Source organism: Pacificitalea manganoxidans (genome assembly GCF_002504165.1).
Taxonomy (GTDB): Bacteria; Pseudomonadota; Alphaproteobacteria; order Rhodobacterales; family Rhodobacteraceae; genus Pacificitalea; species Pacificitalea manganoxidans.
Genome location: NZ_CP021404.1, coordinates 821210 through 834508 on the forward strand (window position 1 = coordinate 821210; position 13299 = coordinate 834508).

Annotated in this window: 12 protein-coding genes; 9 read left to right on the forward strand and 3 right to left on the reverse strand. The window is 64.7% G+C overall.

All coding sequences use genetic code 11. From position 1 onward, the window contains the following. Positions 1-3: 3 nt before the first annotated feature. Genes CBW24_RS03795 through CBW24_RS03825 form a run of 7 tightly spaced genes read left to right on the forward strand, consistent with a single transcriptional unit; the run spans position 4 to position 7116 of the window. Positions 4-1002, forward strand: a complete 999-nt coding sequence (locus tag CBW24_RS03795) for a branched-chain amino acid ABC transporter permease (RefSeq protein ID WP_088663352.1) — start codon at positions 4-6, stop codon at positions 1000-1002. Positions 1003-1054: 52 nt separating this feature from the next. After that, entirely contained in the window at positions 1055-2284 is a 1230-nt protein-coding gene (locus CBW24_RS03800) for an ABC transporter substrate-binding protein (RefSeq protein ID WP_088663351.1), read from the forward strand. Positions 2285-2341: 57 nt separating this feature from the next. After that, entirely contained in the window at positions 2342-3226 is an 885-nt protein-coding gene (locus CBW24_RS03805; protein WP_097372729.1) for a FadR/GntR family transcriptional regulator, read from the forward strand. 3 nt (positions 3227-3229) lie between these two features. Beyond that, positions 3230-3892 carry an FMN-binding negative transcriptional regulator gene (locus CBW24_RS03810; RefSeq protein WP_097372730.1) on the forward strand — a complete coding sequence of 221 codons (663 nt, stop codon included), beginning with the start codon at positions 3230-3232 and terminating at the stop codon, positions 3890-3892. Beyond that, on the forward strand, positions 3885-4811 hold the full coding sequence (locus CBW24_RS03815; RefSeq protein ID WP_097372731.1) for an acetamidase/formamidase family protein: 927 nt from the start codon (positions 3885-3887) through the stop codon (positions 4809-4811). The genes CBW24_RS03810 and CBW24_RS03815 overlap by 8 nt, the downstream gene beginning before the upstream one ends. A 14-nt stretch (positions 4812-4825) precedes the next feature. Beyond that, entirely contained in the window at positions 4826-6004 is a 1179-nt protein-coding gene (gene hisC, locus CBW24_RS03820) for a histidinol-phosphate transaminase (protein WP_157773044.1), read from the forward strand. Positions 6005-6030: 26 nt separating this feature from the next. Then, entirely contained in the window at positions 6031-7116 is a 1086-nt protein-coding gene (locus tag CBW24_RS03825) for an alpha/beta hydrolase fold domain-containing protein (RefSeq protein ID WP_097372733.1), read from the forward strand. A 104-nt stretch (positions 7117-7220) separates the two neighbouring features. Here CBW24_RS03825 and phaR read toward each other — a convergent pair whose 3' ends face one another. The 3 genes from phaR to CBW24_RS03840 all read right to left on the reverse strand — a co-directional run bounded on the left by phaR (position 7221) and on the right by CBW24_RS03840 (position 11103). Next, positions 7221-7811: a polyhydroxyalkanoate synthesis repressor PhaR gene (gene phaR / locus CBW24_RS03830; RefSeq protein WP_088663346.1), complete on the reverse strand. Its 591-nt coding sequence runs from the start codon at positions 7809-7811 to the stop codon at positions 7221-7223. An 851-nt stretch (positions 7812-8662) separates the two neighbouring features. Continuing rightward, the gene (locus CBW24_RS03835) at positions 8663-9112 is read right to left on the reverse strand and encodes a Phasin (RefSeq protein ID WP_088663344.1); all 450 of its coding nucleotides are present in this window, start codon (positions 9110-9112) and stop codon (positions 8663-8665) included. 140 nt (positions 9113-9252) lie between these two features. Next, the gene (locus CBW24_RS03840) at positions 9253-11103 is read right to left on the reverse strand and encodes a PHA/PHB synthase family protein (protein WP_097372734.1); all 1851 of its coding nucleotides are present in this window, start codon (positions 11101-11103) and stop codon (positions 9253-9255) included. Between the two features lie 113 nt (positions 11104-11216). Between CBW24_RS03840 and phaZ the strand changes: the two genes are divergently transcribed. Then, a complete protein-coding gene (gene phaZ / locus CBW24_RS03845; RefSeq protein WP_097372735.1) occupies positions 11217-12548 on the forward strand; it encodes a polyhydroxyalkanoate depolymerase in 1332 nt (443 codons plus the stop codon). A gap of 88 nt (positions 12549-12636) precedes the next feature. Next, complete coding sequence (locus CBW24_RS03850) at positions 12637-13236, forward strand: nicotinate-nucleotide adenylyltransferase (protein WP_088663341.1); 600 nt, start codon at positions 12637-12639, stop codon at positions 13234-13236. The last annotated feature ends 63 nt before the right edge of the window (positions 13237-13299 follow it).

Consider the following 13299-nt stretch of genomic DNA (forward strand, 5'->3'; position numbering starts at 1 on the left):
TCCATGCTCGAAGTCTTTGGTCGCCGCCCGTATCTGATGCTGCTCGGCCTTGCCGTCGCGCTGCTGATCGCGCCCTTCCTGCAGCTTAGCGACTATGTGCTGCACATCCTGACGCTGTTTCTGATCTTTGGCGTGTTTGCCAGCGGCTGGAACCTGACGCTGGGCATTCTGGGGCTCAAGACGCTGGGCCATCACGCGTTCTTTGCCATCGGGGCTTATATCTCGGCCATCGTCGCCTATTACGGCGGGGTCAGCCCGTGGCTGACGATCTGGATCGGGGCGCTTGTGGCCTCTGCCGCCGGGGTGCTGATCGGTTTCCCGATCCTGCGCATCCGGTCGATGCCGCATGTCGCCATCGTGACGCTGGCCTTTGCCGAAATCGTGCGGCTGATCTTCTCCAACCTCAAGGACATCACCCGTGGGGAGCTTGGCTTCTGGGGAATACCGCCGTTCGAGCCAATCACGCTGGGCGACACCACGCTGCGGTTCGGGATCGGCAATGCCATTGGCTCCTACGCGCTGGCGGCGGTGATCTTCGTCGGTGTGCATCTGGCGCTGCTGGCGTTGCTCACCTCCCGGCCCGGTCTGACCTTCCTTGCCATCCGCGACAGCGAAGCGGCGGCGGAAAGCCTCGGCATCCGGCTGTCGGTGTGGAAGCTGGTGGCCTTCTCGGTCAGCGCGGCGGTCGTCGGGCTCAGCGGCGGGGTCTACGCCCATTACATGATGATCCTGACGCCGATCTCGGTCGCCGGGCCGGAAATGCTCATCACGCTGCTGGCGATGATCATCGTCGGCGGGGTCGGGCGCTTCTTCGGGCCGCTTCTGGGCGCGCTGTTGCTGACCGTGCTGTCGGAATTGCTGCGCGAATTCGGCGACTTCCGGATGCTGCTTTACGGCGCTGTCATCATCGCCTTCGTCTTTGCCGCGCCACAGGGGCTGGCGGGGCTGAAATTGCCACGACTGCGGGACAGGGCAGCGGCCAAGCGCGATCGCACCGCCTGATCTGTGCCACACGGAAATCCACGACCTCAACAGGGAATAAAGGATAAAAACCATGGCTTTGAAAACAACTCAGCGGCTGTCGACGGGGATGCTGTCCGCCGCGCTGGCGCTTGGCCTTGCCAGCGGTGTCTCGGCGCAGGAGACGGTGAAAATCGGGGTGATCGGCCCCATGACCGGCCCGGCGGCCAACACCGGCATCGCCCATCGTCAGGGCATGGAACTGGCGGTGAAGGACTGGAACGACGGCACCGCCGAAACCGTCAGCGACACGCCCCCCACCGCCGAACTGGTGTTCGAGGATTCGAACTCCAAGCCGGAGGTCGGCATCAGCGCCGCGCAGCGTCTGATGACCCGCGAAAGCGTCGATATGATCATCGGGGACACGCTGCACAGCCACGTCACCATGGCGCTGATGGAAATGGCCCCGCAATACGGTGTGCCGATCCTGAGCGCTGAGCCGGTCTCCTCCGCCATCGCGGATAAGGTCACCGCCGACCCGGAGCGGTATAAGCTTTATTGGAAGGGCAACTATAACAGCGACGGCTACGGGGAGGCGGTGCATAGCTTCTACCAGTGGGCGTTCGAAAACGGCGTGATCGAAGAAGGCAACAAGACCATCGCCTTCGTGGTCGAGGATACCGATTACGGCCTCGCCAACGCCGAGAAGATCGGTGAACTCTTCGAGGAAAGCGGCTGGACCGTCGCCGCGACCGAAACCGCGCCCACCGGCACCACCGATTTCTATCCGCAGCTGTCCAAGCTGCGCGATCTGGATCCGGCGGTTCTGGTTTCGGTGTTCACGCTGGCGAACTCCGGTATCTCCTTCGTGCGGCAGCTGGGCGAACAGGCGCTTGAGGCCTCGCATCTGGGGATCTTCTACCCGACCCGGCCCGAATTCATGGAAGCCGCGCCGGAGATCGCCGAAGGCATGATCTGGGCCGCGCTTCAGTTCAGCCCGGACGTGACCCCGGCGCATCAGGAGTTCAGCGACCGGATCGCGGCGGAATTCGACACGCCCGCGAATTACAGCCACGCCCATGCCTATTGCACCATGATGGTCGCCCTGCGCGCCGTCGATGCCGCTGGCAGCACCGATGCTGACGCCGTCGCGGACGAGATCGGCAAGACCGAATATGACTGCCTCGTGGGCAAATTCCAGTTTGGCGAGGATCACACCGTCATGTCCGGTGCGGATTCGATCCCGCTGCCCGTGGCGCAGATCCAGGACGGTCAGAGCCAGATCATCTGGCCCGAAAACGTCGCGACCGCCGAGCCGAAATAACACGGCATCACTGCGGGGGGCATCTGTCCCCCGCATTTTCGGGGAGGGGCAGGGCAAATGACGGATGACAGCGGACCTACGGCAAAGCCGGAGCGCGGCGCCATGAGCGGCGCGACAGGTGATAGGGGCAAGGGCAGCGGCACATCCTCCGCGCCCCCCGGCGCAACCACGCCCCGCCGCACCCCGCGCCACGGCGCGCGCAAACGGTCGTCGATCATCGCCGGGGAAATCCGCTCCCGCATCATCACCGACGGGCTCGATCCGGGCGACAGCCTGCCTATCGAGAAACTGATGATCGAGGATTTCGGCGCCAGCCGCGCCACCATCCGCGAGGCGCTGAAGGAGCTGGAGGTTCAGGGCCTTATCCGCATGAAGACCGGCCCCAATGGCGGTCCCATCGTCGCCGGCAGCAGCCCGCTCGAAGCGCTTCAGGCAATTCGCAACTTCTGCTATTTCGAGAAGGTCACGATCCACGACATCTATGAACTGCGCAGCGCGCTCGAAGTGCAGATGGTGCAGTCCGCCGCCGGGCGCATCGACGCCGCCACGTTCGAGCGGCTCGACGCGCTGATCGAGATATCCGCCGCCCCCGCCTCCGACGAGGCCGAGCGCCGCCGCCAGCGCGAAGCGGAATTCGAATTTCACACCGTGCTGGCCGAGGCCGCGCCGAACCGTCTGCTGACCCTGATGATCGAGGTGATCGCCGGGATCCTTGTCAGCGCCACCGCGCGCGACAGCGCCCGCCACCAGATGCATGGTGACTGGTCATGCGAGAACAGCCGCTACCACGCCGATATCGTCGCGGCCCTGCGCCGCGAGGATGCCGAGGCCGCCGCCGCGCTGATGCACGAACACATGACGCAGGCGCATCGCCATCTGGAGCTGATCTACGGCGATCTGACGCTGGAAGACATCGCGCTGACCCCGCGGGAGAGGGACTGACCCATGTATACGCCCCCCGCCTTTGCCGAGCCGCGCCCCGACCGGGTGCTGGGGCTGGTCGAAGCGCATGATTTCGCCACGCTCGTTCATGCCGATGGCACCGATGTGGCGCTGACCCAAGCGCCGGTGTTTCTGCACACGCCCCGCCATGCGGCGGAGGCCACAGCGGTCGAGGGCGCGACGTTGGAGTTGCACCTTGCCCGCGCCAACGCGCTGTGCCGCAGGTTGGAGCAGGTGCCGCGCCTGACCGTCGCCGTGCTGGGTCCGTCCCATTACATCACGCCCAGTTGGTATGAGACGCATGGCATGGTGCCGACATGGAATTACGCCGCCGTGCACCTGCATTGCGATGTCGTGCCCTTCACCGATCCCGACCGCCTGCACGCGCTGTTTGATCGCACCGCCGAAGCCTATGAGCCCGCTGTGGGGGGCGATTGGTCCCGCGCGGGCGACCGCCAGCAGATGGTCGATAAGCTGATCCGCGGCATCATCGGCTACCGCCTGACCGTGCGATCCCATGAGGCCAGCTTCAAGATGAGCCAGAATAAGACCCCCGCCGACCGCACCGCGGTGATCGACGGGTTGAACGGGCTCGATACGCCCGCCGCGCGGGAGGTGGCCACCATGATGGCCGACTATCTCCGGGAGACCAGCACAGATGACTGACGCCACCCCCTATCACCTTGATCGCGACGTGGTCGCCTATCATTGCGGGCGCGATCTGCCGCCGCGCCTGACCGTGGCGCCGGGCAGCATCGTCACCGTCGCCACCCATGACGCGCGCAGCGGGCGGCTGAAGCAGCCCGAAGACGTGATCCCCACCGCGCCCGATTTCGACGCGCCGGGCTACCCCAAGACCAACCCCGTCACCGGCCCCATCGCGGTCGAAGGCGCGGAGCCCGGCGATGCGCTGGCGGTGACGATCCTCGACATCGATCTGGACCCGCAGGGCTTCATCATCGCGCGACCCGAATGGGGCGTGGTGCAAAACAGCGTGCCGCATCAGGTCGCGCGCATGCTGCCGGTGCGCGACGGCGCGGTGGAATTTGGCCCCGGCATCCGCATCCCGCTGCGGCCCAATGTGGGCACTATCGGCACCGCGCCTGCGGGCGACGGCGTGGCGACCATCCATTGCGGGCGGCATGGCGGCAACATGGACAGCAACGCGATCCGCCCCGGCACCACGGTGCATCTGCCGGTCAATGTCGCGCAGGGTCTGCTGTTCGTGGGCGACGTCCACGCGGTGATGTCGGATAGCGAGGCCGTCGGCACCGGCTGCGAGATCGGCGCCCGCGTCACCCTGCGCGTCGATCTGGTCAAGGGCGCCGCCCGCGATTGGCCGTGGATGGAAACCGACACCAAGATCATCAGCTACGGCGCCGCCCCGGTCTATGAGGACGCCGCCGAAATCGCGATGGAGCAGATGATCGATATGGTCGCCACCCGCCATGACCTCAGCCCCGCCGAGGCATTCATGCTGATCGGGTTGGCGGGCGATATGCGGATCAACCAATCCTGCCGCTCGCCCATCGATATCAGCATGCGGGTCGAATTCCCCAAGAAACTGGACGGGCTGGCACGATGAGGAGCGACGATCCGATGACCGACACCACGACGCCCGAAACCGCGACGCCCACCACCGCGACGCCCGAAACCGCGCCCGATCCGCTAAACGGTCTTGTGCGGCCCGAATTGCTGGCGCTTGCCGATTACAACGCAGGCGTATCGCTGGAAAAGATGCGCGCCGAACTGGGGCTCGACCGGGTGGTGAAGCTCGACAGCAACGAAAACCCGCTGTCCTGCTCCCCCGCCGTGGGGCCTGCGATGCAGGCGGTGCAGGACCGGATTTTCCGCTATCCCGACCGCGAAGAACTGCGCCTGCGCGCCGCGCTCTCGCGGGATCTGGGCGTCGGGCCGGACCGGCTGGCCTTTACCGCCGGGTCCGAAGATCTGGTTTCGATCCTGTTTCGCATGGTGCTGCGCCCCGGCGATACGGTGCTGACCGCTGTTCCGGCCTTCGGGCTTTATGAGATCTGCGCGCAACATGCCTCCGCGCACACGCAAAAGGTGCCGTTCAACGCCGATTGGAGCTTCCCTGTCGATGCGCTGATCGCCGCGCTTGCGGACAGGCCGCGCGTGCTGGTGATCTGTTCGCCCTGCAATCCGGTCGGCGCGGCAATCACGCTCGATGATCTGGACCGGCTGCTGCGCGCGGCCAGTGCGGACACGCTGGTGGTGCTAGATGAGGCCTATGTGGAGTTCATGGACGACGCCACGCGGGGCCAGCATTTTGAACGGCTGAAGGCCCATGACGGCCCGTGGATGGCGCTGCGCACCTTCTCCAAGGCTTATGGTCTGGCCGGGCTGCGCATCGGCTATGGCATCGCCCATCATCCCGCCTTGGCAGCGGCGGTCTATAAAGTGCGCTCTCCCTTCAATGTCAGCGCCACCGCGCTGGCAGGGGCCGAGGCCGCCTATGGGGACCAAGATCATGTCGCCGCCACCCGTGACTTCGTCGCCGGGGAGCGTGACCGCGTCGCGGCGGCGCTGCGTGCGATGGGGCTCGATCCGGCGCCATCGCAGGGCAATTTCCTGTTCTTCGACTGTCGCCGCCCCGCGCGGGCCGTAGCGGACCATCTGCGCGCGCAGGGTGTGCTGATAAAGCCGTGGCACGAGGCCGATTATCGCACCTGCGCCCGCGTCACCATCGGCCGGGCCGAGGATAACGATACCTTCCTCGCGACGTTGAAACGGGTCTTGGCGGAGGACGCGCTGTGAGCGCGGGCAGGACTGCGGCCGGGACTATGACCGGGACTGTGGGCAGGACTGCGGGTGCGCGCGCCACGCTGCCCCCGATCGAGGAGGGCATCGCCGATCCCTTCGCCACGCTGACGCCCGAGATCGTCGAATTCACGCGCCGCATGGCCGCTGACGCCGCCGCCCATCCCCGCCGCGACCGGGTGCCCGTGGCCGAGGCCCGGCGCATCGCCGCCGCCGTGCGCGCGCCGTGGGCAGAAGGCGGGCCGCGCATGGCCCGGCAGACCGAATACCACGCGCCCACCCGCCACGGCCCGGTGCGGCTGCGGCTTTATCAGCCCGAAGGCTGCGCCTCCACCGAAACGGGCGCCCCCGCGCCGGTGTTGATCTACCTGCCGGGCGGCGGCTGGACCCTGTTTGACATCGACACCCATGACCGGGTGATGCGCGAATATGCCCACCGCACCGGGATCGCGGTCGCGGGCATCGACTACACCCGCGCCCCCGAGGCGAAATTCCCGCAGGCCATCGAAGAGATCACCGACACCGTAGCGTGGCTTGCCGCGCAGGCGCCGACGCTGGGCATCGATCCGACCGCGATGCTGCTGGGCGGCGACAGCGCCGGGGCCAACCTGACCGTCGCGGTGGCGCTGGGGTTGCGCGGTGCCGGGACGCCGCGCCTGCGCGGGATGGTGCTGAATTACGGCGTTTACGATCCATGCGCGCTGCGCGGCTCGACCCTGCGGTTCGGCGGCGGGGATCTGCCGCTTTCAAGCCATGTGATGCAGTGGTTCACGTGGACCTACCTGCGCCATGCCGGGCAGATCAACGACCGCCGGGTGCGGGTCTTGGGCGCGGATCTGACCGGGTTGCCGCCCGCGCTGCTGATCGTTGCCGATCACGATCTGCTGTTTGACGAAAACCTCGACATGGCGACGGCGCTCAAGGCCTACGGAGTGTCGGCGGATCTGCGGGTCTATCCCGGCACGGTGCATAGTTTTCTCGAAGCGGTCGCAATCGCCCCCGTGGCCGCCGCGGCCTTCAACGACAGCGCGGCATGGATGCGGGCATTGCTGCGCCTGACACCGCGCGACGGCGCGGCGGATCTGGCGATGGACGCGGAACGGGTCTGACGCCGGATGCGGCATGGCGCGGGGTGCCTCGGGCACAGAACATGGGGCACGGGGCGCGCGTGGCGGCAGTGCGGGGCAGGGGGCCTGAGCCCCCCGCGCCGGAATCACTTGTTCATACGCGCCAGTTGCGCCTGAAGCTCGGCCAGTTGCTTCTTGATGGTTTCAAGATCCTCGCCCCCCTGCGCGGTCTCGTCCTCCTCCCGTGCGGGGCCGGACCATCCGCCCATGCCGGGCATCGGCGGCACGCCGGGCACCGTGGGCATGCCGCTGGTCATCGCCTTCACGAACGCTTCCTGCTGGCGCTGCATCGCGTCGAAACCGGGCATCGAGGACATCGGGTTTATCTTGCCCATGTTCTCCATCATCTTCGACTGGCCGTCCTGCAGCATCTCGAAGCTCATGGCGAGGAACTGCGGCACCACGCTTTGCGCCTGCGTCGTGTAGCTGCGCACCAGATCGGTCAGCACGTTGAGCGGCAGAACGCTTTCGCCCTTGCTCTCGTGCTCGGCGATGATCTGAAGCAGATACTGCCGGGTCAGGTCGTCGCCGGATTTCAGATCGACGATCTGCACTTCGCGGCCTTCACGGATGAACCGGGCGATATCCTCAAGCGTGACGTAGTCGCTGGTCTCGGTGTTGTAGAGCCTGCGACTGGCATAGCGCTTGATCAGCAGGGGACCGGATTTTTCTGCCACACTGGACCTCCCGTATTGCGGTGCAGAAACCGTAGTCCCGCCGTGGGGGAAAGAAAAGCATTACCTTGGCATGTAAATTGCAGGGACTTCACCACTGTGGTTTCTGCGGGCGGGGGTGCTTGGCAGGTATATGTTCGGCGGTGGAATGACCGGGCGCACCGTAAGCCTGCCCGTGGGATGGCGCTGCACCAAATGAGCGGCGCGCTTTATGGTCCCATGAGCCTCTCCGCTCCGAGGTCAGTGCAAGGTGGCCAAGCGCCAGCCCGCAGGGACGGGCAGGCGCTCGCCCGCGTGCCCTGCGGGCTTGTTCGCGGGCGGGGGCGCTTAGTTCGAAGGTTGCGTCAGCGCCTAAAGACTGGGCCTGACGTAAGCCTGCCCGGGGGATGGCGCTGCACCAAATTAGCGGCGCGCTTTATGGTGCCAAGTCGCTCTTCGATCAAAGGTCAGCCCGAGGTAACAAAGCGCCAGCCCGCTCGGACGGGCAGGCGCTCGCTCTCGCGCCCTTCGGGCTTGTCCGAGAGCGGATGCGCTTAGTTCGAAGATTGCGTCAGCGCCTGAAGACCGGGCCTGATGCAAGCCAGCCCGCCGGAACGGGCAGGCGCTCGCTCTCGCGGCTTCCGGCCTTGCCCGAGAGCGGATGCGCTTAGCTCACCGGGTGGCATATCCGCGCCGCGGACACCGCCGCGTGCGCAACCCCCGCCCCCCGGCATGCCCCGCGCAGCAAAAAGGGGCAGACCGGATGGTCTGCCCCTTGGGCGTTCGTCGGGAGGAGGGCCGAACGCCCTTTGTCTGACGCAGGGCCCGCGCGGGAGGAGCGACGCGGGCGCCGTCAGGCAATCGTCATCCGCGCCTTACTTGGCGGCTGCGGAGGCTTTCTTGGCGGCGCTGGTCGCGTCGGTGGTGGCTTTCTTCATCGCCGCGGTGGTGTCTTCGGAGAAGTCCTTGCCAGCGGCGAGCATCAGCTCGACGGTTTCCATCTGCACTTTCTTCGCGACTTCGGCGAAGGCAGCCATGGTTTCAGCAACCATCTCGGCCTGCGAGGAGGCGAAATCGGTCATGGCCTTGGAATAGTCGGTGGGCTCTTCCTTGACGGTGGCCACTTCGCCCATCTTGGAGATGGTTTCCTTGGTCCATTTTGCGGAAATCTCGGTGGATTTCTCAGCGGCTTCCAGAGCCACTTTCGACATCTTCTCACCCAGCAGGGCGGAGGTCTTGAATGCGTCCTGCAGCGAGGTGGTGTCCATCGGGAAGGACGCCATCATTTCCTGCATCATCTTGGTCATGTCGTTCGGGGTAGCCATATCAAAGGTCCTTACTTGTAAGCGGTTCGCTGTTCTGCCTTGACCGATAGATACTTTCTGCACTGCGGCATTTCAAGAGTTTTTCTGCACTGCAGCAAAAAAATCTGCCCCTAGGTCACCCTTGGCCCCCATAGGCGCGCTCAACCCTTTGGCAAAACGTAATTTCCCGGCGCATCCGCCAGCGGGGGGAAATCGTCAGACCCGGGGGCACGGGCCGCGACACGGGCGCCGGAGCGCTTTTTGAGCCAGGAGTCCCAGCGCATCCACCATGTTCCTTCGGTGAATTCCGCGCCCTTCAGCCATGTTTCGGCGTCCAAGGTAACGTCGTCATTGGTGTAGTGGCCGTATTTGCGCTTGCTCGGCGGGTTGACGATTCCCGCGATATGACCGGACTGCGACAGCACAAAGCTTTTGTGCTTCGAGCCCATGCCCCGCATCCCGTCAAAGGACGATTTCCACGCGGCGATATGATCGGTTTCGCAGGCGATCATCATCAAGGGCAGATCCACGTCGCGCAGGCGCAGGGTCTCGCCGCAGATCTCGACGCCCTCCTCCCCGGCAAAGCGGTTTCCCTGACACAGCCAGCGCAGATACTCGATCGTCATGCGCCCGGCCAGATTGGTGCTGTCGCCGTTCCAATAGAGCAGGTCAAATGCGGGCGGCGCCTCGCCCAGCATGTAGCTCTTGATCGCGGGCTGATAGACAAGGTCGTTGGACCGCAGATAGCTGAATGTCCGCGACATGTAGAAACTGTCGAGATAGCCGTGCTTGCGCGCCTCGGCCTCGATCCCGTCGACGAAGTCATCCTCCAGAAACACCCCGAATTCGCCCTGATCGGAAAAATCGGTCAGCGTGGTAAAGAAGGTGGCGGAGCGCACGGATTTGTCGCCGCGCTTCTTCATCAGGCTGAGCGTCAGCGACAGGGTGGTGCCCGCGATGCAGTAGCCGACCGCGTTGACCTTATCCTCGCCGGTGATCTGTTTCACCGTGTCGATGGCGGTCAGGTAGCCCTCTTCGATATAGTCGTTCAGACCCACATCGGCATAGGACGCATCGGGATTGACCCAGCTGACCACGAACAGGGTGTAGCCCTGATCGACGATCCAGCGGATTAACGAATTCTGCGGCTTCAGGTCCAGAATGTAGAATTTGTTGATCCACGGCGGAAAGATGATGAGCGGTGTCGCCTGCACCTGATCGGTCGTCGGCGCATATTGGATCAACTCGAACAGTCGGTTGCGATAGACCACCTTGCCCTCGGCGGTGGCGATGTTGCCGCCCACCTGAAACGCGCCGCGATCGGCAAGCGTCACCACCAGATCGCCGTTATTGGCCTCCAGATCCCGCACAAGGTTCTCCAGCCCGTCGACAAGGCTCTGCCCCTCGGTGGCGACGGCCCGTGACAGCGCTTCGGGATTGGTGCCAAGGAAGTTGGTCGGGCTCATCATGTCGATGATCTGCCGCGAGAAAAATTCTAGCCGCTGCTTGTCCTTTGGGCTCAGCCCCTCGACATCGGCGACGGCCTGCCGCATCGCCTCGCTCGACAGCATGTATTGCTGTTTGAGGTAGTTGAAATAGGGATGCGTCGCCCAATGCGGGTCCGAAAATCGCTTATCCGTCGGGGTCGGGTCCTGCGGCGGGCTGAGCGGGGCCTGCATCATCGCCTGCTGCGCATCGACATAGTGTTTCAGCGTCTTGCCCCAGTAGCTGATCTGATGTTCCAGCAGCTTGGCGGGGTTCGACATCCATTCCGTCATATAGGCGGTCGACGCTTTCAGCATCAGATCCTGTCCCGGCCCCTGTAGGGACGGATCGATCTGACGCTTCTGGGAAAAGGCCGCGATCAGGCGCTTGGTCAGCGCGTCGATCTTGCGCAGGTTTTCTTCCAGCAATTCGGTTTCAGCGGCGCTGGCCGCGTCGGTGCCGGTCTTGCCGCCTGTGCCCTTGCCGCCGGTTCCGTCCGGGCCCTGCACTTTTTGGTCAGTTGTCATCGTGCGGATTCCCCCCTAGTTTCCGTAGAGGGTAGCGCCTGCGGGTTGGGGAGGCAAAGCGGCTATTACACCCCCGACCTCATTTCGAGTGCGGACCCATGAGAGGGAAGCAGATGAAATACATGGCGACCTACGACCTGATGGAAACTGTCAGGGTCACCAATCAATGGCTGGGTGCAAGCGCCAAGGCCATGTACTCCTACCCCGTGTTCGGCCTGACGGCGAACCCGCTGATTCAGATGACCGCCGCCTGGGGCGAGGTCACGGAACGCAGTTTTGCCCGCATGGTGGCAAAGCCGGATTGGGATATCGGCTCCGTCGTCTGCGACGATGGCCGCGATCATCTGGTGAAAGTCGTCACCGAGATGGAAAAACCCTTTGGCGACCTGCTGCGCTTCGAGGTGCATAACCGCGAAGGCAAACGCCGCCGTGTCCTGCTGGTCGCGCCCATGTCGGGCCATTACGCGACGCTGCTGCGGTCGACCGTCGTGTCGCTGCTGCCCGATTGCGAGGTCTATGTCACCGATTGGCACAACGCCCGCGACATTCCGGTGTCCGAGGGCAAGTTCGATATCGAGGATTACACCCTCTATCTGACGGATTTCATGCGCCATCTGGGCCCCGATATCCATGTCATCGCGATTTGCCAACCGGCGCCTCTGGCGCTGGCCGCCACCGCCTATCTGGCGGAAGAAGACCCCAGCGCCCAGCCCGCGACGCTGACGCTGATCGGCGGGCCGATCGATCCCGGCGCGGCCCCGACCGAGGTGACCGATTTCGGCGCCTCCGTCACGATGGGCCAGCTGGAGCAATATGTGATCCAGCGTGTCGGCTTCAAATATGCGGGGGCGGGGCGGCTGGTCTATCCCGGTCTGCAACAGCTGACCTCGTTCATCGCGATGAACGCGGAAACCCACGCCAATGCGTTCTTCAATCAGATCATGGCCGTGGCCAAGGGCGAGGCGGGCGACAGCAACCGCCACAACAAGTTCTACGACGAATATCTGGCCGTGATGGACATGACGGCGGAGTTCTACCTTTCGACCGTCGAACGTGTGTTCAAGAATCGCGAAATCGCGCGCAACGAATTCGAGGTTGCGGGCAAGCGGGTCGATATCTCGAAAATCACCGATGTGGCGGTCAAAACGGTCGAAGGCGCAAAGGATGACATTTCCGCCCCCGGCCAATGCGTCGCCGCGCTGGACCTGCTGACCGGCCTGCCTGACAGCAAGAAGGCCAACCATCTGGAACCGGATGCGGGGCATTACGGGATTTTCGCGGGGCGCTCGTGGCGCAACAACATTCGGCCTTTGGTGCTTGAATTCCTCGACGCCAACAGCCGCAATGCAGCGGACGCCACCGGGGTTTCCGACACCCCCGGCACCGCCGCTTCCACGCCCTCTGGCAGCACCTCTGCCGCTTCTGCGGACCGTAAGTCCGCCTGACACCGGAAAGACGCGCCGGGCCGCTCCTGCTGACGCAGCGTTCTGCTTTGGGCTTTTCCGCCCCGTTCGGATCGGGTAGCCCGGCGCAATGAGATACACCACACCCCTGATCCGGCCGGGCCAGAGTATCGGGCTGCTGGGCGGATCGTTCGATCCGCCTCATGCCGGGCATGTGCATATCAGTCTCGAAGCGATGAAACGCTTCGGGCTGGATCGGTTGTGGTGGCTGGTCTCCCCCGGCAACCCGTTGAAGGTGAACGGCCCCGCCCCGATGGACAAACGGCTGGCGGCCAGCCGCGAGATCATGACCCATCCCCGTGTCGACGTGACCGATATCGAGGCGCAGATGGGCACGCGCTACACCGCCGAGACGCTGCAAAAACTGCGCGCCCGTTACCCCGCGACCCGGTTCGTCTGGCTGATGGGGGCCGACAACATGGTGCAATTCCCGAAATGGGAACGCTGGGATTGGATCATGGAAAACGTCCCCGTGGGGGTCATGGCGCGGCCCGGTCAACGGCTGTCGGCCCGCATGTCGAAGGCCGCCGACCGCTACGGGCGCTGGCGCGTTCCGGCCTATGAAAGCCACAAGCTGCCGCATTGTGCGCCGCCCGCGTGGTGCTTCATCAACATTCCCATGTCCAACATCTCCTCCACCGCGATCCGGGCCAGCGGCGGCTGGGGCTGATCCGGCGCGCCTCGGCCCGCAAAGGCCCGCCGTATCGGGTCTTGGCTGGCCCACGCGTCGGTG